Raw genomic sequence first — 21177 nt, forward strand, 5'->3', positions numbered from 1 at the left:
TCGGCCTCAGAGCCGATCCGAACGCATCCGCTCCCGCAGCTGGACCGGGGAGGTGCCGTGCCAGCGGCGCACCGCGCGGCGCAGCGCCCGTTCGTCGGAGAATCCCGCCCGGCGGGCGATGTCGCGCAGTGTCAGTTCCGGGCGGAGCAACAGCTGTTCGACGCGTTCCCGGCGCACTCCCTCGACGAGTGCCTCGTACGTCGTGCCGCAGTCGGCCAGCCGACGGCGCAACGTCCGCTCGCTCGTCGCATGCCGCCGCGCCTGCTCACCGAACGAAGGCACCACCGGCAGCCCCTGCGCGACGGAGATTTCCAGCACCTCCAGCAGATCCTGCTGGTCACGGCGGGAAGCCAACTGCGCGTTGAGCATCTCGAGCGTCGACGCGTAGCTCACAGGATCCCGGCCGGGCATCCGGGTGCGGGCCCACGCGGGGTCGATGACCATGCGGTTGGTGGGGGCGCCGAAGCGGACCGGACAGCCGAACAGGGCCTCGTACAGGTCGAGTTGGCGTGGTGGCGGAAAGGAGAACTCCACCGCCCTCGGCGCGAAGCCCGGCCCGACGGCCAGCCGGGACAGGGTGACCACGGAGGCGAACGCCTCCTCGCTCAGGAAGGAAGCCACGGCCGGGTCCATGGCGGGATCGGGAAGATCGGCACGCAGCACGAAGGCGTCGTCCTCCTCACTCACAGCGGCCGACCACACCACCATCGCCCCTGACAGGTTCTGGTACTTCACCCCGGTCTCGATGGCGTGCCGCAGCGTGTTGTCGGCCATCAGGGCGAAGCCGAGCAGGCCCCACGCGGTCAGGTGCTGCGCCGCGCCGACTCTCAGCCCCAGGCGCTCGTCCCTGGTGAGCTCCAGTGCACGACGGATCACCGCGCTGCCCTGCCGGTACGACACCCGCAGCGCGGCGGAGCGCATGACCGTCTCGTCCAGTCCCATCTGCTTCAGCAAGGGCCGCAGATCGACGCCGTGCTCGTCGGCGACCACGACCAAATAGCGCAGGATGTTCGGCTGGATCGTCGCCGAGGTGCTGCGGCTGGTCCCGGGAAGGTCTGCCGGGCCGGGGGCAAGGGACATTGCACTCACCTTCTGCTGGGCGACCACCGTAGGCACCGGGCATCACCGGTCGCACTCCCTGGCCCCGGAAGTCCCCTGTACGGCCCCTGGCGTCCTGAGTCTGCCTTCCGGGCCTGGCTACGGTTTCCCCAACCCGCACGGCATTCGATTCGCTGGTCCTCGACTGCTCACCCCAGCGCACACAGGAAATGAAGGCGCGACAGCATCATGTCCTTTAATGCTCCAGCACGGGCGAGGGCCGGGCACCCGGTCTCCAAGACCGGCGCCCGAAGGGGCGCGACCCTCGCGTTCGCCGCGCAAGGGGTGTCCGTCGCCGCCGTGTACACGACCGTCCCCGCTGTCACGGAACACCTGAGACTGGCTCCGCTCCTGACGACCACCCTGATGGTCGCGGTGGCGCTGATGGCAGGGGGCGGCAGCTTCCTGGGTTTGGCCGCGATCCGCCGCGCCGGTCCCGTCGCCACGATGCGCGGGGCCATCCTGACGGCCGCCGCCGCGCTGGTGATGATCGGGTGGGCCCCCGGCGAGGCGACCGCCATCTGCGCGTACATCCTCTTCGGGCTCTCTGTCGGTGCCCTCGATGTCGGGGTCAGCACCCGGGCAGCGGCGATCGAACGCGCCTACGGCCGCAGCATCTTCGGCTCCTTCTACACAGCATGGAGCGTCGGCGGCGTGGTCGCGGCCCTGCTCACTGCCGGTGCCGCCCGCCTGGAGTGGCCCGTAGCCGCCGGCCTGAGCGTTCAGGCATGCATCGTGCTGCTCCTCGCCGCCTGTATGCGCACGCATGCCCTGCCCTCCCCCTCCTCCGCAGGGCCGCCGGACGCTCTCGCGCAGCCGCCGCTGGGGCGCCGCCTGTGGATCCGGCTCATCCCCTTCGGCCTGGTCCTCCTCGTCGTCTATGTCGTCGACTCCACCGTCTCAGCCTGGTCGGCGGTCTACCTGCGCCAGACCCTCGCCGCGTCTCTCACGGTCGCGCCGCTGGCGTACGCGGCCTACCAGGCCGGCACAGTCGTCGGTCGCGCCGCCACCGACCGACTCGTGCAACGGCTCGGTGCGGTCGCCGTCGTGCGCACCGCGGCCCTGCTCGTCGCGGTCGCCCTGACAGGCATGGCCGCCACGCCGAGCTGGCCGTTCGCCGTTCTCGCGGCCGGGGCTGTGGGCCTGGGGGCGTCCGTCCTGGCTCCGCTGTGTCTGGCCGCCGCCGCGCGGCTGCGTCCCGCTGCCTCGGAGGCGGTCCTGGCACGCCTGAACCTGTTCAACTACGTCGGCGTCATCACCGGTGGCGCGGTGAGCGGACTCCTCGGCTCCACCGGCCAGTTCCGTCTCGCCTACGCGGCACCGGCCGCCCTGGCGGTTCTTCTCCTGGCCGCCGCCCGCCATTTCACCCAGCAGCCGCCACGCTCGGCCCGTGGGGAGCGAGTCCCTCCCTTCGACCGGGCAGATCCTCAGCCACTCGGCTGAGCGTTCTCACACCGGGTGCGTCCGGACCGTCGACGATGGAAAAGCCGTGGGGTGACCGCGTACGCGTCCGGCTGCTCCCAGTGCTTACCGGGGGCCCCGCAACGCCGTCCAGGCTCGCCGGTGGGCATGTTCATGCAGAGGTTCGTTGCATGGAGCGAGAGTCGTATCCGAGCGACTTGGCGGATGAGTAATGGGCGTTGATCGAGCCGATGATCACGGCGTGGAAGTGGGAGCGGGTCGCACGGTCGGCGGCCGGCGATCCCGGGGTTGCGATCTCTGGGACGTCGTGAACGCGATCTTCTACCAGAACCGGACGGGCTGTCAGTGGCGCTATCTGCCTCATGATCTGCCGGCGTGGTCGGCGGTGTTCTCCTACTTCATGCTGTGGCGCGAGGACGGGCTCGACCAGCAGATCCAGGAACTGCTGCGCTGCCAGGTGCGGGAGAAGGCCCGCCGATTGGAGGACCCGTCCCTCGTGGTTATCGACACGCAGTCCGTGCGCGCGGCCGTGGGGGTCCCGAAGGCCACGACGGGGCTGGACGCGAACAAGAGGACTCCGGGCCGCAAGCGGGGACAGGCCGTCGACGTCCTGGGGTTGATCACCGGCGTCGTCGTGCTGGCCGCCTCGGCCCACGACAACGCCGCCGGCAGAGCCCTGCTCGACCAGGCCGCCGAGCGTGCGGGAACCGCCTGGAGAAGGCCCTGGTGGACCAGGGGTTCAAGGACGAGGTCGTCATCCACGGCGCGATGCTCGACATCACCGTCGACGTCGTCCGCCGCAACCGGGCCGACCAGGGCAAGGGCTTCGTTCCGCAACCGAAGAGATGGGTGATGGAGCAGGTCAACGGGCACGTTGATGTTGCACCGGCGTCCGGCCCGCGAGTACGACCACCGGCCTGACAATGCCGCCTCGCGCATCTACTGGGCATCCACCGCGAACATGGCCCGCCGCCTCACCACGCCTGCACCAGCCTGGCGCGACGACTTCGTGGCGGCCGCGTGAACGTCATCGAACCCCTGGCAGATCTCCAGATCCGGCTGGCAGGACGCGCCCGCCACCCGGGCTGGCGAACTGCGCGAGCAGATCGAGCACTTGAACGCTGCTCTGGCCGAGGCCGAGGCCGAGGCGCGTCCGGCGGAACTTGTCACGACCCGGAAGGCCATTGCGGAACTCGCCCCGACCGGGACCGAATCCGAACCGCCTGAGTTGACCACCGCCTACCAGGTCATCCTGAACGCCTTCAACACCCACCCCGATCAGGCGTTCCGGGTCCGTGATCTACACGAACTCCTCGGCATGCCCACCGACGGCCCGGCCATGAACGTCACCCGCAGCCGCCTTGGACGCCTCACCCGTCAAGGCTTCCCCACTCAACCTGGACGCGGCCTCCACCAGAGACGGACTCAACACCGCTCTTCGCGGGCTGGAATCGGCACGGCCGCCGGCCGCCACTCTCGCCTGATCAACCCGAACACCCACGAGTCGGATACCTCGCCGTTCACGACGCAGTCCTCCCGCAACGTCCCTTCACGCATGAATCCGATCTTCTCCAGGACCCGGGCAGATGCCACGTTGCGCGTATCGGTCTCGGCCTGAACTCGATTCAGGTCCAGTGTGTCGAATGCCCACTGCAGCAAGGCGTGCGCGGCCTCCGTCGCGTAGCCGTGTCCCCACATCGCTTCGTCGAGGACGTAGCCCAACGACGCGCTGCGGTAGTCCGGGTTCCATCCGGTCAGACCGCACCAGCCGACGAAGGCCCCGTCAGAAGCGCGGTCGATGGCTACCCGGGCCCCGGTGCCTTCGTCCGCCATCTTCCGGCACATGTTGATGAAGCGTTCGGCGCGGGCCCGTTCGTTCCACGGCGGGGAGTCCCAGTAGCGCATCACGTAGGTGCTGCTGTGCAGGGCGAAGAGCAGGTCCGCGTCGGCGTCGGTGAAGGGGCGCAGCCGCAGGCGAGCGGTCTGCAGTATGGGGGTGGCCAAAGTCATGCGCACCATCTTGTGTCCTCATGGGGCGGGCAGAACATCGAATATCCGATCCCGGTCCGATCCTCACGACCAAGGCTCCGCCCACCAGCAGATCGTGCACGGCACGACTACTCGGCCTGCCAACCGACGACCCAGACAAGAACGTCACCCACAGCCGCCTCGCCCGCCAAGGCCTGCTGTCGGGACACGGATTGGACGCCGGTATGAGCAAGTGCCCGTGAGGGGTCGACGGGGGCGTGGTGTGGCATCCGGTGTGGAGGCGCTGTCTGGCCGCGATCGCCAAGCTCGGCCCGAGGTGTGCATGCTTGACGGCGGGCCCCGCTTCCGCCGTGAATGGCGCAGGCGTGAGCCGCAGAGGCCTTCTCGGGGCTGTTTGCTGCGGGAGCGCGGCCGCTCTCATGGCCGGTTGCTCTGAGGACTCCCGACCGTGCGGCGATTGCTGTTCGCGACGGGGCCGGAGGGCGGACCGTACAACGCATCGGAAGGGCCTTGGCGAAGGCGGTGACCGAGAGCGTGCCCCGGCTACGCATCAGCCCGGTGAGTATGTCGGCGAGCGTGGGCACTCTGCGAAGGCTGGGCGCCGGCTTGGCGGGACTCGCCATGGCCATGGCGGACACGGCGCAGGATGCTGTTCGGGACCGCGAGGCATCGTTCTCCCAGCCGTCAGCCGTCAGCCGTCAGCCGTCAGCCGTCAGCCGTCACGGCGCCGGCACGCGTGTATGTGAACTATGCGCACCTTGCCGTCCCGACGGACGGGCCCGTGCACCGAGTTGAGGATCTCGCCGGAAGACCGGTCGCCGTGGGCGTCCCGGGTTCGGGGACGGGGTGGTGGCGGGGCTGCTGCTGCGGGCGTCCCACTCGGCACGCCAGCCGTTGCTGGTGCCGACCTCCAGCCATAGGACTCCTAACAAAAGTGGTGGACTTGACCTGGTCAGAGGTCGGTGTCGCGCACGAGGCCGCCGGGTATTGGGACGCAGCCAGCCGCGTAATCGCACGCGATAAACCCGGCGACCTCGGCGATCATCCCCGGGATACTGGTCGCCCATGGATGAGGTCAAAGTCGTTGTCGCCCATTCCGAGCGCGCGACCCTGCGCGTCGGCGACGTGTTCCTGAAGGTGGACGCCGATCAGGCGCGCATCGACGTCGAGGTCGAGGCGATGTCCCTCGCGCCGGTCCCGACTCCGGAGGTCCTGTGGCGCAAGCCGCCCGTGCTCGCGATCGCCGCACTCCCGGGGACGACGCTTGGGCGCCTCGGCGGGCCGTCGACCGGGTCGTCGGCGGCGTGGGCAGCGGCGGGCGCCGCCATCCGGAAGCTGCACGACGCGCCGCTCCCGCCCCGACCCGGCCGGTCCGGCCGGAGCATCGTCGCGCTGGCGGCGGAACTCGACGACGAGTGCGAGTTGCTCGTGACGAACGGCCTCCTGCCCGCTGACCTGGTCACCCGCAACCGCCAGGTCGCCGAGGCCGCGCTCCGGCCGTGGACTCCGGCATTCACGCACGGCGACCTGCAGATCGCGCACGTCTTCGTCGACGGCGACGAGGTCACGGGCATCATCGACTGGTCCGAGGCGGGCCAAGGCGATGCCCTTTACGACCTCGCCACCTTCACGCTCGGACACGAGGAGCACCTCGACGACGTCGTCGCCGGCTATGGCACCGACATCGACCTCGACGTGATCCACGCGTGGTGGTCGTTGCGAAGCCTGCTGGCGGTTCGCTGGCTGATCGAGCACGGCTTCGACCCGTTCGCGCCGGGCTGTGAGGTCGACGTACTGAGATCCCGGATGTGAGGCTGTGCGGGCCCGACTGCCACGAATGCGTTCTGACGCATCGAGCAGGCCATCCCCTGGGGCGCATCGCCTGCCCTTACTCTCGACAAAGTGCGGTGCGCAGTCGTCGCCAGCAGATGACGGCGCAGCCGAGGGTGACGAACGCGTGGTGGATGTCGTCGCGGATCTCCCAGCGGATGCGCAGGCGGCGGAACCACAGTGCAGCAGCGCGAGCGCTCCTTCCACGACCCAGCGGTACACGCCCAGGCCGGAGCCGTGCCCGGTGCCGCGCCGGGCGAGGTGCGGGGTGACCTGGAACCGGCGGACCTCGTCCCGGTAGACCTCGTGGTCATAGCCGCGGTCGGCGTACAGATACCTGGGGCGGCGCAGTGGCTGGCCGCGCTTGCCGCGGATCGGCGAGACGGCCTGGATCATCGGGATCAGTTGGGTGACGTCGTTGCCGTTGCCGCCGGTGGTGATTGTCGCGAGAGGAATGCCGTGCGCCTCGACCATCAGGTGGTGATTGCTGCCGGCCTTGCCCCCGGTCCACCGGGGACGGACCGGTGGCCGGCCGGCCCATCATCGCGCGGATGTGGCTGGAGTCGACCGCTGCGCGGGAGAAGTCCAGCAGGTCTGCGGCCCGCAGCTCGGACAGCAGCAGCTCGTGCAGGCGCTGCCATACCCCGGCCTCGTTCCAGTCCCGCAGCCGTCGCCAGCAGGTCATCCCCGAGCCGAAGCCCAGCTCCTGGGGCAGAAACTCCCAGCGGATCCCGGCGTACAGCACGAACAGGATCCCGCACAGCACCTTGCGGCTATCCAGACGCTTACGACCTGGACGCCGCGGATTACGCGGGGCGACCGGCAGCAGCGGCTCGATCCGCGCCCACAACTCGTCGTCGATCTCCCACGGTCTGGCAGCGGTCTTCCTCGTCTCGACTGGCGCGACCCCCTTCGGCCAGCATCAACGAGAACTGACACACCGTCATTCCCCGCGGTCCCGAAACCTCCTTTTGTCAGGAGTCGTGAAACGTTGTCCCGTAACTGCAAGCTGGGTCTAGGCTGAACCAGCCATCCGGGTACCGCTCTTGTGGAGGCTGAGACTGCGCCGATGGACATATCTCTGCGCCGGCTTGAGGACAGCGACCTGCCGATCTTCTGGCAGCAGTTGACGGATCCCGAGTTGCAGCGGATGGCAGCTGTGACCAGGAAATATCACTACGACCGTGGCCACTTCGACCAGCACTGGGCGAAGGTGCGCTCGGATCCGTCCGTGATCTTGCGAACCGTTCTTGCTGACGGCGTTGTAGCAGGGCATGCCGCTGTTTTCGGTCCGCCCCAGGAGCGTGAGGTCACGTATGTCATTGGGCGAGCTCATTGGAGTCAGGGCATTGCCACCGCCGTCCTTGCCGAAATGATCGAGCTGGAACCCGTCCGGCCGCTCCACGCCGACGCCGCCGCTGACAATGCCGGCTCCATCCGTGTGCTGGAGAAGTGCGGCTTCATCGTCACGGGGAAGAGCCGGTGCTTCGCCCGGGCTCGTGACGAGGAGATCGACCTGGTGCACTTGACTCTGAGCTGAGTACGGTGGCGCCGTTGGCCACGCGGACGAGCACGTACGCCCCGCACGCCTTGGACGACTCGTGGTCGGCGTGGTTCATCGCCGCAGTCATGAGGTCATCGCTCGGGCCGTACAGGCAGGCGCCGTCGCCGGTCCCAGCGGCGTAGACGGTGGCGACTCCTCGGTAGGTGACCTTGGGTCGAATCCATCCCGCCAACGGCGCCAGGGCGGAAGTTGCTTGTGGGGTGCTCGTGACCGACGGCTGCGCCGGCGCGGTGATCGCAGCCGCCGCCAGGGAAACCGCCCCTGCCGCCGCGGTCAGGGCCGCCGCGGACGACTCCCGCCTTGGCCCGTTGGCGAGACGATCACCTGGGTGCCGGCAGCGGGCGTGGCCGAGGCATGCCCGGCCTCGGCCTCGCAGCCGGGACGCAAAGCCATGACCAGGAACGCGACGAGCCAGGCGACAGCCACGGCGGCGGAGACGTGGGTGGTGCGCCGTATGCGGAAGGAACGGCCGTGGGAAGCCTGCTCGCCTGTGTCGCCCCCGACCTCACCGACGAACTGCGGCGCGGACAGGAGGACCTCCACGACCGAGACCGGAGACCCCGTCCAATTCCGGTACCTCTGCCGGACGTTGACCACCTGAAGATCACCAACAGCATCCCGATTACGCGACAGAGCCGTTGAATTGACGCACCCGCTGCGGCTGGTGGGGATCGCTCCCACCGGCATTTGGTTCATGGCGGTGGGCGTCGTCAGGGCGACGCCCACCGCTCGGTACTCGGAATCAGCTGCACTTACGTCCGGTGTTGATGCACTGGACCGCCTTGTTCATCAGCTTCGCGTCGAAGACGTTGATGAAGTCACCGTGGTCGGTGACCGGCTTGTGCTGCTGCTCGGGGAAGCCGTCCAGCGCGAAGAACGGACGGGTCTTGCCGTTGTCCTTGACGCTGGGCGCGTCCACGTCGTACACGAGACGCTGCACCAGCTGCGGAATGGCCTTGAAGCCGGTCGGGCAGTTGCCGGCCGCGTCAGCAAAGGCCACGTGCGTACGGTGGTTGGCGCTGTCGATGTTCGTGCCGTCCCAGCAGCTCTGGAACTTGAAGGTGCGCACCACGTCGCTGCCTGACGGGCAGAGGGGGTACTTGTCCTTCAACTGCACCTTGTTCTCGAAGCCGGTGCAGCTCCAGGAGGCGTTGGCGTTGGCCGTGCCGTTGACGAACGCCTTGGCGTCACCGGTGATGATGCGCAGGAGTTGGGGCATCGCCACCACCTTGCTGCGGGGGCTGCCCACGAAGTTCAAGGTGGCCTTCTTGGCCGTCAGGATCCGGCCCGTGTTGCCCTCGGCGCCGCCGCCCTGCTTGTCGGCGTCGAACTCCTTGGTGCCGTCCTGCAGGCGCAGCACCGGCCAGTAGTAGGACGACTTGTCGCCCTTGTTCTGACAGCTGGTCCCGGCCTTGAGGAAGTCCTGGTCGCTCGAGAAGGCGTCGTTGTCCTGGTTGCCGATGTAGTCGTGCACGTGGTGTGCGCCGTTGGTGACACCGGGCGCGACGATGACGTTGTCGCTGTTGTACAGCTTGTTGGCGTTCACTCCGCACTTGCTGACGAAGACACCCTTTGAAGCCTTCGCCGACTTGGCCGGCGTGCGCACATTGGACTTCACCTTGGTGATGTCCACGAAGTCGGCGGCGACGGGGCCGTTGCCGGTTCCTCCGGCATTGGTGTTGTTGCCACCCTGGTTGTTGTTGCCGCCCTGGCCGGCGGTGGGCTGGTTGCCGGTGGCGCGCAGCGTGCAGGCCGCCAAAGCGTCAAGGCCCTGCGGCTTGGCTGCCACACGGCCGATGGCGGTGGCGATCCGGTCGATCGTCGCCTTCCGCTTGTCCTTCAGCGGACCCACGATCGCGTTCTGGGCGAAGTTGGGGTCCTGCTGAATTGCCTTCTGGGAGGTGGCAAGGCGCTGGTATGCCTCGGATATCTGCTTGTCGAGGAGCGCCAGTTCCTTGTCGACCTGGGCCTTCGCCTGGGCGGGCACTGATGTCAACTGCTGGCCGACGTCGGGGCAGTCAATGGTGGAGCTTCCAGCCGCGAGCGTCTGGTTCTGGGCAGAGCCCTTCGACGCGCTGGTTTCGTCGGCCGAGGCGTAGATGTTGACCGCCACCAGTCCACCGGCCCCTATGGCCAGTGCGGCCGCCGCGCCTACCGCCCGGCGGGCAGTCTTCGATCTTTTTCGCGTGTTGCGTCTCATCGGGCCTCTCAAGGACATCTCCGGAGCCGGCAGGACTTCCGGCATGGGTGAAGCGCGTCCTCAGATACGAATATGCGCGCCGAATGCTCAGCGAATTCTCAGGTTCGTAGGTTCCTCCATCCGCAAATGGTGCATGACCACCCAATCCACACTGCTTCCAGTGATTGTTGTGACCAGTTCACAGGCTGTCTTCGCCACGCCCATGACCGGAAGTTCGGGGTGGTCTCGCGGTGGTCGAGGTCGGGCAGCAGGTCGCCCAGGACGGTGGCGGCGAGTTCGACGCACCGGCCGATAGCTGCCTCTGCGCCATCGGGTGACAGCGTCTCCCGGGCTCCGGAGGGTCGCGTATCTCGAAGTCGCGCCCCAGCAGGAGTACGCGCATCAGCACGGCGTAGAGGTCCGGCGGTGCCACTGGGCACCTCGCAGAGCTCGCTCCCTCGCCGTCGTGCGATGGCCGCCGACGCCGGAATCTGCGCGCACACAGTGTCGGCCGACACGGGCGCAAGGAAGCGCGCCTGGTAAGGGAGCGCGCCGTGGGCAGACCCGGTTTCCCACACCCTCCTGCATGTACGTTGCCGCGTCGGGTGCCGCGCGCGGCGGAGGTGCCAGATCCGTGTGCACACGTCGGTCATCCGGTCGACGCGAACCTGCGCCGGCCCTCGGTCCAGGTAGCTCGCGGGGTGAATGGGGCATGCGGGGGCTGATGGCCGTCGTCGACACGTCGCGGGGTGGGCCGCCGTACCTTGTCCGGCTGTTCAAGAGATGGACCTGCCGATGCCCTTGGTTCCCGCGTCTCGCACGCACGGGCGTCCCAACCGGACAGGACGAGGCGGGCCGACGCTGCTACCTCTGCGGCTGGGAGGCTGTGCAGGGCAGGCCGGTTGACCGCGGTGACCCAGCAGCTGAAGTCCGTGGCGAGCCAGTTCTGGGCGGTCTTTTCCAGCGGCACGACGGAGCTCTTGGCGATCCGCAGGGCGGGCCCACGACCAGATTCAGGACGCGGCGGTTTTCGTCCTGAGGGAGGGGCGACACCCGGTTCATCCGCGCCAACAGGTCGACCAGAGTGGTCGGCAGATCCCTCGGGAAAGGTCATGAGCGCATTGCGAGGTCGAGTACGGCGAGGCACAGTGCACCCTCGTGGTTGATGAAGGGGTTGTGCACCGCGATGTCGGGTGATGCGGATGCGAGGACGCGGGTGGTTGCTGCCGTGTCTGGCCGCGGCAAGGCGCCCGCTCGGCGCAGTACCACGGCGAAAAGGTACCTGCGCTGCAACGGCTGTACTTCCGGGGGTGCGTCGTCAATTGGGTCCGTGGCTTCGTTCACTTCAAGCAGCAGCGTTTGTCCATCGGTTCGGGAGGCGATGGGCGGTCTGCAGAACGGTGAATGTTCACCAGAAGTGGCGTTACTTCGCGGGACGGGACGGCCCTGAAGCCCTAACTCGGACACCAGGAACCCGTCGGTACCTCTTCAGAGTTTCTGGGGGGGGTAGGAGCCGCGCAGAGAGTGCAGTTCGGTGTCACACGAGTTGACCTGGAGCTGAGCTGGTCTGGGCGTTCTTACACGGCGCTCGCCACGTGATGGCGGGAGACTGCGGCGAAGTTCCGCGGAAAGCGGGGATCGCTGCTCGTCCTTGGCGGCTGTGGCCGGGAGGTCGGCCAGGCCCTGAAGGTGGGTGGCCGGTCCGAGGTCGGTGAACGTGCGTCTGCCGACACTCCGGGGTTCCTTGGCTTAGGTCGGTCGCCGTTGCACGGCGTCGGCGATGACCGCTGTCACGAGCTTGTTGACGACTGCCGTGGCCGGAGGGCCGGGGTCGCGGTTTGCGAACAGGAGATGACCGCCACCGACCAGAGAGAGCGTGAGTGAGTCGATGTCGGCGTCGGCCGCGATGCGGCCCAGTTCACGCTCGTCGGCCAGATAGGCGGAGATCGCGGTCGTGGCCTGGGCGAGGATCGCGATGCCGCCTTCGGGCCTCGCCTCCCGCAGTCGTGCGCGCAGCTCGTCCCGGAAGGTGATGAGCGGGATGATCGCCACCGGAATCGGTCCGAACAGGGTGGTCAGCGCGCTGGTGAGGTTGTCGGCCACTGTGCCGGTGCCGACGGACTTGCGCAGCGCACTGGCCTGTGTCTCGAGCTGCGCGGCCCGGTCGAGCACGAGGTCGGTGAGGAAGGCGTCGAAGTCGGCGAAGTGCCGGTGCAGGACGCCTTTGGCGCAGCCCGCCTCGTCGGTGACGGCCCTGCTGGTCAGCCCGTTCGGCCCGTCCCGCAGAAGTACGCGTTCGGCAGCGTCGAACAACTGCTGCCGCGCGTCGCGAAGGTGCACCCCAGTCGGCACTCACAGATCCTCTCGTGCGGTCCGCCCGCTGGCGTCCGTTGCCCAGTGGGCGAGCGCCCACTAAGGTGGGCGCATGCCCATCTTACCGCGAGAGCAACCAGAACCGTCCCCAGCGGTGCCGCATGAGGCCCGGCGGATGGCCGAGTCGTTCGGCGTGGACGCGCAACGCTACGACCAGGCCCGGCCCGGCTACCCCGATGCATTGGTGGCGAGGATCGTCGCCGGGAGCCCCGGGCCTGACGTGCTCGACGTCGGCTGCGGCACCGGTATCGCCGCCCGCCAGTTCCAGGCCGCCGGCTGTGTCGTGCTCGGCGTCGAGCCCGATGCGCGGATGGCCGACTTCGCGCGAGCCCGTGGCCTGCCGGTCGAGGTGGCGGCCTTCGAAGCCTGGCAGCCGGCCGGCCGGACGTTTGACGCGGCCATCGCCGCCCAGTCGTGGCACTGGGTGGATCCGGTCGTCGGCGCAATGAAGGCGGCCCGCGTGCTGCGCCCAGGGGGACGGCTGGCGATCTTCGGGCACGTGTACGAGCCGCCTGCCGAGGTGGCTGAACCGTTCGCCGCTGCCTACCGGCGGGCGGCGCCCGACTCCCCGCTCAACAGCCAACCGGCCCGACGTCCGCTCGACCTCTACCAGGCGGCATACGCGAAGTTCGCCGACAAGATCCGCGAGACCGAACAGTTCAACGATCTCGAACAGTGGCGATTCGACTGGGAGCAGTCCTACACGCGCGACCAATGGCTGGACCTGCTGCCCACCACCGGCGGCCTCACCCAACTCCGTCCCGATCAGCTGGCCGAGATACTGGACGCGGTCGGGGGCGCCATCGACTCCCTGGGTGGACGCTTCACGATGAACTACACCACCCTGGCCGCGACCGCCGTACGCACCGGCGCCTTCCTAGGTCCATCCGCCAAGTCGCCGCCGACCTAGGAACCAACGCGGCCGTTCGACGCTCTGCCGGGCGTCGGCGGAGTGCGGCCAGGCGCATGGGCAGCCATCCCGGCCAGGAGTTGCAGGCCGGGCAGCTTGTCGGTGACGACGGGGATGCCGGCGGGGCCGCGTGCTCCCGCGCCTCCCACCAGGCCGAGTCCAGGCCCTTGCGCACAGTCCGCCACGAAACGTTGTACTGCCCTCCAACGCCCGCATCCTCATGCCGTCGCGGTGGTCACGTCGGATCGCCGCGTACAGCTCGACCTTCGACATCTTCGGCATGACCAGGCCCTATTGGCTGCGGCGTGCTCTTCCGGCTCCACCGAGGCGCATCTCCGGCGGGCCCCAATTTTTTGAAGTCGGCGGGATCAACCGACCCCGGCCAGACCTCATTGTCACCGCGGCCACCCCTCCGACCGCTCGCTCCGCCCCGCTCCAACAAGCCCGGCACACCGACACGACGACCAGCCGGACCACAGCAGAACTTCACCCACCAGAGTGAAGATCACCAACAGCATCCGGAATCTGAGCCAGAGCCCGAGTTTGAAGGCACTGGATGCCAGGGCGGCGTCAAGGTGTTCTTGGTGAACGGATGGCTACGGCGACGTCATTTGGGACCACCGAGGGGTCTCGAAGCGGCCCCGACCTGTGAAGATCGCCTCCCGTGAAGGCGGCCTGGAATGGCTCTACTTGGCCCTTCCGGCTCGTCACTCGTGGGGCCATTTCAGGTCGTCGCGGTACAGGCACCTGCAGCCGCAGATCGAATACACCCTCTACGGCGCCGTCGCCGCCGCCCAGGCGGTACTGCCCGCCATGCGCAAGGCCGGCACCGGTGTGCACGCCGCGCACGTGGCGATCAACATCTGGATCGGCGACGGTGGGCCGCCGGGTTTCCCGACGGCCATACCTGAGCAGATCGCGCCCCTGTACTGGGACCTGCACGAACGCAACCACCGCTCCGAGGCCGTCTTCAACGCCTGAGCAGTGGCCGGTCACCAGGAGAGGGGCAGCACTTGCGCCCTCCCCATCCGTCCCTCTCCCGCCACCCGCCTCCGTTTCCCCCATCCTGAAGGACCCCTACCGTGAACGTCTTCCTATGGATCGTGCAGGCCGTGCTCGCCGGCATGTTCGCCATAGCCGGTGTCATGAAGTCCACTCAGCCCAAGGGCAAGCTGGTCGGCCAGGAGGCGGGTGTGCCCGCACCGAAATCCTTCGGTGGCTTGTTCCAGCGACTGCCCCAAGATCGGAGTCTCTATCCCTTTCTCGATGTGGATAGCATTCTCCGATTCTTCGTGGTCAGCGGAGCGGTAAAAATGGATAGGTCAATCCGATTGCTAGACTGGCTGGTATGAACCCTGGCGCCCAGCACCCCGACGGTCCCGCCGCTCAGCGTCTGCGCAGTGACGCCGAGCGCAACCGGGAGCGGATCATCGCCGCAGCGCGCACGGTGTTCGCGCGCGACGGCCTGAACGCCTCCATGGCCTCCGTGGCCCGCGAGGCGGGCGTGGGGATCGCCACCATGTTCCGCCGCTTCCCCACGAAGGAGGAACTGGTCGACGCCGTCTTCTCCGACCGCATGGGCGCCTACGCCGACGCGGTCACCGTCGCCCTGGAGGACCCCGACCCCTGGAACGGCTTCGTCGGCTACATCGAGGCCGCCTGCGCGATGCAGGCCGCCGACAACGGATTCGCCGACGTCCTGACCATGACCTTCCCCACCGCCAAGGTCCTGGAGCAACGCCGCAACGAGGCGTACGAGGCCATGCTGCGCCTCATCGACCGCGCCAAGGCCACCGGCCGCCTGCGCGAGGACTTCGACCCCTCGGACCTGGTACTGATTCACATGGCCAACGCCGGCGTCGTCAACGCCACCGGCGACGCCGCCCCGGACGCCTGGCGACGCGTGGTCGCCCTGTTCATCCAGTCCCTGGAAGCCCCGGCGCGCGGCGCTCTGCCCGCGTCGCCCGGGCACGAACCCCTTTACAAGGCAATGCTCCGCGCCGGCCAGGGCACCGCCCCACCGCAGCCGGGCAAGAGTGGCTGATCCCGGGACCGGAGCACCGTGCGTGTCGGGGAAGGGGGTCCAAGCACAGAGCTTGGATGCTGGTAGCGCAGGTCAAGGGCCTGGTGCCGGTTGTGGTTCCGGATCAGTGTCGGCCGGCTGGTGCGGGTCTTCAGGACGAAGTCGAACTCCATCGTCCGGTAGGGGCCCTGGAAGCCGGCTGCGGCGATGTCCTCGGGGTCCTCGTGCAGGACCGTGTCGGCCTGCAGGGAAAGCGGGGCCTTCTTTCCGCCTGCGAAGTCGACGGGGATGACCGGATCTCCCTTGAAGTAGATCCCGCCCGCCCAGGGGGTGATCAGGTCGAGGTGGTGGACCTCGTAGTGGATATGGGCCGGGCGGTAGAGGCTGCGCCCGAGGGCCGCGCAGGCCTCGGCGACTCCGTCGACCGCCGCGAGGTGGGGTTCGGCATAGGCCGACGGGGTGATGGTGGTGAAGGCGTAGCGGCCGTCGGCGTCGGTGAACTGGTGCCCGCGCAGGTTGTACGTGGGCACCCCGTCGTCGTAGAGCCCGGAGTAGTTGATGTCCATCGGAGCGACGCCCTTCTCCTCGATCGCGCCGCGGCCCGGAACTCCGCGGCGCGATCGAGGTTCGACGAAAGGCGATCACGAAAGTCGCTCCGGTGTCAGAGGCTGAAGACGAGTTCGGCCTGGTCGCGCTTGGTGGTGTGCAGGTCCCAGTAGACGGGGGAGATCTCCTCGGGCTGGGCTGTCGGGAAGTCGGGGATGACCGACATGCCGATCGACACGTCGATGCCGACGTGTGCGGCCTGGACGCCGGTGCCGTCCAGCTCCTTGTGCAGGTTGATCGCCCAGTTGCGCAGCGCCGCCGCGGCGGCGTTGACGTTGCCGACCTGCGGGACGGGGTCGATGGAGCCGGCGCCCGTGGTGTAGAGCAGGGTGCCCGCGCCGGCCTCACGCATCGCGGGCAGCGCGGCCTTGGTGGCGGCGATGGCCCCGTACAGCTGGAACTCGATCTCGTGCTGCACGTGGGACGGTTCGGTGTCGGTCGGAGTGGTCAGCGCGGTGGAGCCGAACGTCCCCACCGGGGAGTACTCCAGCACGTCGATGCCGCCGAACCGGGTGGCGGCGTCCTTGAGCGCCTGGGTGAGCGCGTCTCGGTCGAGCACGTCCGCGGGGAACGCGGCGGCGGTGACGCCCTCAGCGGTCAGTGTTCCGACGAGACCGTCGAGCTTCTCCCGGTTGCGGGAGACCAGGGCGACGTCGAAACCCTGCGAGCCGAAGGTGCGGGCGATGGCCAGACCCAGCTGGGGGCCGGCTCCGACGATGGCGATGCTGGTCACGGCAGAGTCCTTTCGGGAAGGCATGGCACGGGAAGGCCCAAGATTTGGATAGATCTATCCATTTCTTAAATCGGATAGGGCTTTCCGGTTTGGTGTCGCCACCGTACCACGGAATCGCATAGGGTGATCCGATTGCTGGGTGCGGGCCAGCCGGCGTTCACGGAGTGGCTGCCGCCGAGGGCCGCCCGAAGGGCTGGGTGAGGTTCTCGGGTCGCAGGATCGTGTCCAGCTGGTCGGTGGTGAGCAGGCCGGCCTCGGCGGCGAGGTCCTTGACGGGGCGGCCTGTGGACAGGGCCTGGCGGGCGAGGGCGGTGGAGGCGGCGTAGCCGATGTGCGGGGCGAGCGCGGTTACCAGGCCGATGGAGCGGTGGACGCTGTCGTGGAGGTGTTCGCGGTTGGCTGTGATGCCGGGGACGCAGCGGGTGGCCAGGGTGTCGCAGGCCGCGCGCAGATGCGTCAGGGAGCGCAGCAGGCTGTAGGCGATGACGGGTTCGAAGGCGTTGAGCTGGAGCTGTCCGGCTTCGGCGGCCATGGTGACGGTGAGGTCGTTGCCGATGACCTCGAAGGCGACCTGGTTGACGACCTCGGGGATGACCGGGTTGACCTTGCCGGGCATGATCGACGAACCCGCCTGCACCGGCGGCAGGTTGATCTCGCCGAGCCCGGCGGTGGGGCCGGAGGAGGTAAGCCGCAGGTCGTTGCAGGTCTTGGAGAGCTTCACGGCAACCCGCTTGAGGACGCCGGAGAGCTGGACGAAGGCGCCGCAGTCCTGGGTCGCCTCGATGAAGTCGCCTGCGGGCCGGACCCTTTCGCCGCTGATCTCGGCGAGATACGCGCAGGCGAGTTCGGCGTAGCGGGGGTGGCCGTTTATGCCTGTGCCGATGGCTGTGCCGCCGAGGTTGGACTCCAGTAGCAGGGTGGCGGCCTCGGTGAGGCGCTGCCGGTCTTCCTCGATCATGACGGCGTAGGTGGTGAACTCCTGGCCCAGCGTCATGGGGACGGCGTCCTGGAGCTGGGTGCGGCCCATCTTCAGGACATCACTGAACTCGGCCGCCTTCTCGGTGAAGGTCGTGGCCAGTGCCCCCAGTGAGTCGCCGAGCCGGCGCAGTGAGGTGACCAGGGCCAGGCGTACGGCGGTGGGGTAGACGTCGTTGGTGCTCTGGCCGAGGTTGACGTGGTCGAGCGGGTGGATCACGTCGTAGCGGCCGCGGGGGTGGCCGAGGATCTCCAGGGCCCGGTTGGCGATGACCTCGTTGGCGTTCATGTTCGTCGAGGTGCCGGCCCCGCCCTGGACGGGGTCGACGACGAACTGGTCGGTGAGCCGTCCCGTACGGATCTCCTCGCACGCTTCGATGACCGCTGCGGCGATGTCCGGGGGCAGCAGGCCGAGGTCGCGGTTGGCCTGGGCAGCCGCCGGCTTGACGGCCGCCAGCGCAGCGATCAGGTCGGGGAACCGGGCGATGGTCGATCCGGTGATCGCGAAGTTCTCCACGGCCCGCACGGTGTGCACGCCGTAGTAGGCGTCGGCGGGGACCTCCTTGTCTCCGACCAGGTCGTGCTCGATGCGTACGGCCATCTGCTGCTCCTCGCTCTGCTGCGGGCCCCTTGACAGGCCACTGCCTCCGGCCTCAGTGTTGCCGACCAACATGCAGAACGCAATATATTGCGTATCCCAGGAGGTCTCATGGACACCGTTCACCCCCGCCCCACCGGCACACCAACCTTTTGGAAGCGATGTCTTCGTATGCCGATCGGCGTCCAGTCGGTCATCGCCGTAGGGCTTGGCGCCCTGATCGGGTCCCTCGCCCCGTCGGCGGGCGAGCAGATGAAGATCCTCGGGGAGGTGTTCCTCAACCTGGTGCAGGTCGTCGTCCTGCCGCTGGTCTTCCCGCTCATCGTGCTGGGCATCGCCCGCATGGAGTCGGTCAGGAAGGTCGGCCGGATCGCCGGCAAGGCCATCCTCTACTTCGAACTCGTCACCACCGCCATCCTGCTGATCGCGGTCGGCCTGGCCAAGCTCACCGGCATCGGCAAGGGAGCCCCCGTCCAGGGCGCCGACGCCACGGACCTGGACGGCCTGAGCCAGGGCATCGACTTCCACGAACTGGTCCTGCACGCCTTCCCCAAGAACATCTTCGCCGCCTTCGGCGAGGGCAACCTGCTCGGCGCGATCGTCTTCGCCCTCCTCGTGGGCGTCGCCATGGCCTCGATCGGGGAGAAGTCCGAACCGTTCGCCGCCGTCCTGGAGTCCGTCGCCGCGGCGATGTTCAAGGTAGTCGGCTACGTCATCCGGATCGCACCACTGGGCGTGCTCGGCTTCATCTCCTACGACGTCGCCCACTACGGCTTCGGCAACCTGCGCAGCCTGATCGGTTTCATCGCCGTGGTCTACGCGGGACTGGCCATCGTCGTCGGTGTGCTGTTCCCGCTGATCGCCGCGATCTACCGCATCCGGTACGTCGAACTGCTGAAGTCGATCGCCGGGTTGGCCGGGATCGCCTTCGTCACCCGTAGCTCCGAGTCGGTGCTGGCCCCGCTGATGGGCAAGCTGGAGGCGTTCGGCGTCAGCCGGTCGACGACCTCCTTCGTCGTCCCGCTCGGCTACTCCTTCAACACCGACGGCTCCGTCCTCTACCAGGCCACCGCCCTGGTCTTCCTCGCCAACGCCTACGGAGCCGATACCTCCCTGCCCGCCCTGCTCCTCATGGTCGGCGTGCTGGTGATCCTCTCCAAGGGCATGGCCGGCGTCGCATCCGCCTCCATCGTCGTCCTCATCGCCGCAGGGAACAGCATCGGCCTGCCCGCCGAGGGGATCGCTCTGCTCCTCGGCGTGGACTTCATCGTCGACATGGCCCGCACCGGCGTGAACGTCATCGGCAACTCCCTGGCAGCCGCCGTGGTCGACAGCTCCGAGAAGCGGCGCGAAGCCAAACACGGCAGCCGCGAACACCCCCACACCCCGGTCGGCCTCCAGAAGGAATCCGCACGGTGACCACCTCCACCCGTACGGAGATCATCGGCATCCTCGGCGGCATGGGCCCGGCAGCCACCGCCGACTTCTACGCCAAGCTCGTCGCGACCACCCCCGGCACCAGCGACCAGGACCACCTCCGTACGGTCATCTGGTCCGACCCCACCATCCCCGACCGCACCGAGGCCCTGCTGGGCGACGGCCCCGACCCCACCCCCTGGCTCCTCGACGGCAGCCGCGTCCTGCGCGAGGCCGGCGCCACCGTCATCGCCATCCCCTGCAACACCGCGCACGCCTTCGTCCCGCGCATCACCGACCACATCGGTCTGCCCATCGTCCACATGATCGGCGAGGCCGCCCGGCACCTCACCACCCTGAGCCCCCGCATCCACACCGCCGGACTGCTCGCCACCACCGGCACCGTGCGCGCGGGGCTGTACCAGGAGTGGCTGGACCGCTTCGGCATCCGGCTCGTGCTCCCCGACGCCGACAGCCAGGACCACGAGGTCATGGCCGCCATCCACGCGGTGAAGGCGGGCACCCACGACGACATGACGACCGCGTTCCTGGCCCGCGCCGCCGGACGCCTCATCGAACAGGGCGCGCAGGCGGTCGTCGCCGGCTGCACCGAGATCCCCCTCGGCCTGCCCGCCGACGCCGTCGACGTCCCCCTCGTCGACCCGGCGCTCGTCCTCGCTCAGGCACTGGTCCGCCGGGCCACGGCCGCAGCCGTATAGGACGGGGGAGCGCGATGTACTGTACGCAATATGTCACTTGACCAGCCTGTCTCTCGCCGTCTCCTCAGTGACGAGGTGTTCCACCGCCTGCGCGACTCCATCGTGCGGGGGGAACTCGTCCCCGGTGAGAAGGTCAAGGACGGTGAGCTCGCCGAGCGCCTCGGCCTCAGCCGCACCCCGGTGCGCGAGGCGCTCGCCCGGCTCGCCGACATCGGCTTGGTCGAGGCCAAGCCGGGCGTCTACACCCGCATTACGACCCTCAACCGCCGCGACGTCGAGAAGACCCTCGCGGTCCTGCGCTCGCTCGACCAACTCGCCATCGGGACAGCGGTTCCGGTCATGACCGAGCAGCACCTTGAGCGTATGCGTGAGGTTAACCGCGACTTCGAACGGGCTGTCGCCGCCAACGACACGGCCGCCGCACTCGCGGCCGACGACCGCTTCCACGCCATCCCCATCGCGGCCGCGGACAACCCCGTACTCAGCCGGATCGTCGAGCAGCTCCATCCGCAGATCCACCGCATCCTCTACCGCAAGTTCTCCACCCTGCTCGGCGGCCGCAACACCATCGAGCACCACGACGAGCTCATCACCGTCTGTGCCGGCGGCGATGCCCGTGCCGCCGCCGAACTCTCCGGACGGCACTGGTCCGAACTCGGCGGACACATCAACGAGCTCTTCGACACCAACCAGTTCGCCGAGACGGCCACTGCTTAGGGGCCAGTCTGCTGACCCCGAGCGC

The 21177-nt window shown here is 68.4% G+C and carries 18 protein-coding genes and 2 pseudogenes; 11 read left to right on the forward strand and 9 right to left on the reverse strand.

All coding sequences use genetic code 11. The annotated features are described in order from the left end of the window. Nucleotides 1-6: 6 nt before the first annotated feature. Nucleotides 7-1080: an AraC family transcriptional regulator gene (locus ADK57_RS18120; RefSeq protein WP_053750513.1), complete on the reverse strand. Its 1074-nt coding sequence runs from the start codon at nucleotides 1078-1080 to the stop codon at nucleotides 7-9. Between the two features lie 207 nt (nucleotides 1081-1287). Here ADK57_RS18120 and ADK57_RS18125 point away from each other — a divergent pair, with 207 nt between their 5' ends. After that, on the forward strand, nucleotides 1288-2541 hold the full coding sequence (locus ADK57_RS18125) for an MFS transporter (RefSeq protein WP_078973193.1): 1254 nt from the start codon (nucleotides 1288-1290) through the stop codon (nucleotides 2539-2541). Nucleotides 2542-2750: 209 nt separating this feature from the next. Next, nucleotides 2751-3544: pseudogene (locus tag ADK57_RS18130) on the forward strand (IS5 family transposase). A gap of 401 nt (nucleotides 3545-3945) precedes the next feature. Here ADK57_RS18130 and ADK57_RS18135 read toward each other — a convergent pair. Continuing rightward, a complete protein-coding gene (locus ADK57_RS18135; protein WP_053750542.1) occupies nucleotides 3946-4530 on the reverse strand; it encodes a GNAT family N-acetyltransferase in 585 nt (194 codons plus the stop codon). Between the two features lie 1044 nt (nucleotides 4531-5574). Here ADK57_RS18135 and ADK57_RS18140 point away from each other — a divergent pair. Then, complete coding sequence (locus ADK57_RS18140) at nucleotides 5575-6321, forward strand: phosphotransferase family protein (protein ID WP_053750515.1); 747 nt, start codon at nucleotides 5575-5577, stop codon at nucleotides 6319-6321. Nucleotides 6322-6397: 76 nt separating this feature from the next. Here ADK57_RS18140 and ADK57_RS47560 read toward each other — a convergent pair. After that, nucleotides 6398-7201: pseudogene (locus tag ADK57_RS47560) on the reverse strand (IS5 family transposase). A 207-nt stretch (nucleotides 7202-7408) separates the two neighbouring features. Here ADK57_RS47560 and ADK57_RS18145 point away from each other — a divergent pair. After that, entirely contained in the window at nucleotides 7409-7879 is a 471-nt protein-coding gene (locus ADK57_RS18145) for a GNAT family N-acetyltransferase (RefSeq protein WP_053750516.1), read from the forward strand. Nucleotides 7880-8176: 297 nt separating this feature from the next. Here the strand turns inward: ADK57_RS18145 and ADK57_RS18150 are convergent, their stop codons facing one another. The 3 genes from ADK57_RS18150 to ADK57_RS18160 all read right to left on the reverse strand — a co-directional run bounded on the left by ADK57_RS18150 (nucleotide 8177) and on the right by ADK57_RS18160 (nucleotide 12434). Beyond that, a complete protein-coding gene (locus ADK57_RS18150; protein ID WP_053750517.1) occupies nucleotides 8177-8446 on the reverse strand; it encodes a hypothetical protein in 270 nt (89 codons plus the stop codon). Between the two features lie 199 nt (nucleotides 8447-8645). Continuing rightward, the gene (locus ADK57_RS18155) at nucleotides 8646-10103 is read right to left on the reverse strand and encodes a DUF1996 domain-containing protein (RefSeq protein ID WP_053750518.1); all 1458 of its coding nucleotides are present in this window, start codon (nucleotides 10101-10103) and stop codon (nucleotides 8646-8648) included. A 1728-nt stretch (nucleotides 10104-11831) separates the two neighbouring features. After that, on the reverse strand, nucleotides 11832-12434 hold the full coding sequence (locus ADK57_RS18160) for a TetR/AcrR family transcriptional regulator (RefSeq protein WP_053750519.1): 603 nt from the start codon (nucleotides 12432-12434) through the stop codon (nucleotides 11832-11834). A gap of 73 nt (nucleotides 12435-12507) precedes the next feature. Between ADK57_RS18160 and ADK57_RS18165 the strand changes: the two genes are divergently transcribed. The 4 genes from ADK57_RS18165 to ADK57_RS18180 all read left to right on the forward strand — a co-directional run bounded on the left by ADK57_RS18165 (nucleotide 12508) and on the right by ADK57_RS18180 (nucleotide 15409). Beyond that, nucleotides 12508-13365 carry a class I SAM-dependent methyltransferase gene (locus tag ADK57_RS18165; protein ID WP_053750520.1) on the forward strand — a complete coding sequence of 286 codons (858 nt, stop codon included), beginning with the start codon at nucleotides 12508-12510 and terminating at the stop codon, nucleotides 13363-13365. A gap of 648 nt (nucleotides 13366-14013) precedes the next feature. After that, nucleotides 14014-14346, forward strand: a complete 333-nt coding sequence (locus ADK57_RS18170) for a hypothetical protein (RefSeq protein WP_053750521.1) — start codon at nucleotides 14014-14016, stop codon at nucleotides 14344-14346. Nucleotides 14347-14447: 101 nt separating this feature from the next. Beyond that, entirely contained in the window at nucleotides 14448-14717 is a 270-nt protein-coding gene (locus tag ADK57_RS50480) for a hypothetical protein (RefSeq protein ID WP_053750522.1), read from the forward strand. Beyond that, a complete protein-coding gene (locus ADK57_RS18180) occupies nucleotides 14714-15409 on the forward strand; it encodes a TetR/AcrR family transcriptional regulator (RefSeq protein WP_053750523.1) in 696 nt (231 codons plus the stop codon). The genes ADK57_RS50480 and ADK57_RS18180 overlap by 4 nt, the downstream gene beginning before the upstream one ends. Here ADK57_RS18180 and ADK57_RS18185 read toward each other — a convergent pair. The 3 genes from ADK57_RS18185 to ADK57_RS18195 all read right to left on the reverse strand — a co-directional run bounded on the left by ADK57_RS18185 (nucleotide 15346) and on the right by ADK57_RS18195 (nucleotide 18303). Further along, the gene (locus ADK57_RS18185) at nucleotides 15346-15954 is read right to left on the reverse strand and encodes a hypothetical protein (RefSeq protein WP_053750524.1); all 609 of its coding nucleotides are present in this window, start codon (nucleotides 15952-15954) and stop codon (nucleotides 15346-15348) included. The two genes, ADK57_RS18180 and ADK57_RS18185, sit on opposite strands and share 64 nt — an antisense overlap. Nucleotides 15955-16049: 95 nt before the next feature. Beyond that, a complete protein-coding gene (locus ADK57_RS18190; RefSeq protein WP_053750525.1) occupies nucleotides 16050-16727 on the reverse strand; it encodes an SDR family NAD(P)-dependent oxidoreductase in 678 nt (225 codons plus the stop codon). Between the two features lie 157 nt (nucleotides 16728-16884). Then, entirely contained in the window at nucleotides 16885-18303 is a 1419-nt protein-coding gene (locus tag ADK57_RS18195) for an aspartate ammonia-lyase (RefSeq protein ID WP_107091575.1), read from the reverse strand. Between the two features lie 168 nt (nucleotides 18304-18471). On the opposite strand from ADK57_RS18195, the gene ADK57_RS18200 reads away from it, so the two are divergent. The 3 genes from ADK57_RS18200 to ADK57_RS18210 are packed head-to-tail and all read left to right on the forward strand — an operon-like array spanning nucleotide 18472 to nucleotide 21152. Beyond that, nucleotides 18472-19719, forward strand: a complete 1248-nt coding sequence (locus ADK57_RS18200) for a dicarboxylate/amino acid:cation symporter (protein ID WP_107091576.1) — start codon at nucleotides 18472-18474, stop codon at nucleotides 19717-19719. Continuing rightward, nucleotides 19716-20435, forward strand: coding sequence for an aspartate/glutamate racemase family protein (locus tag ADK57_RS18205; protein WP_234390278.1), 720 nt, complete (start codon nucleotides 19716-19718; stop codon nucleotides 20433-20435). Before ADK57_RS18200 ends, ADK57_RS18205 begins: the two co-directional genes overlap by 4 nt. Before the next feature lie 30 nt (nucleotides 20436-20465). After that, complete coding sequence (locus ADK57_RS18210) at nucleotides 20466-21152, forward strand: GntR family transcriptional regulator (RefSeq protein ID WP_053750527.1); 687 nt, start codon at nucleotides 20466-20468, stop codon at nucleotides 21150-21152. Nucleotides 21153-21177: the final 25 nt, after the last annotated feature.

Source organism: Streptomyces sp. MMG1533, assembly GCF_001279775.1.
Classification (GTDB): Bacteria; Actinomycetota; Actinomycetes; order Streptomycetales; family Streptomycetaceae; genus Streptomyces.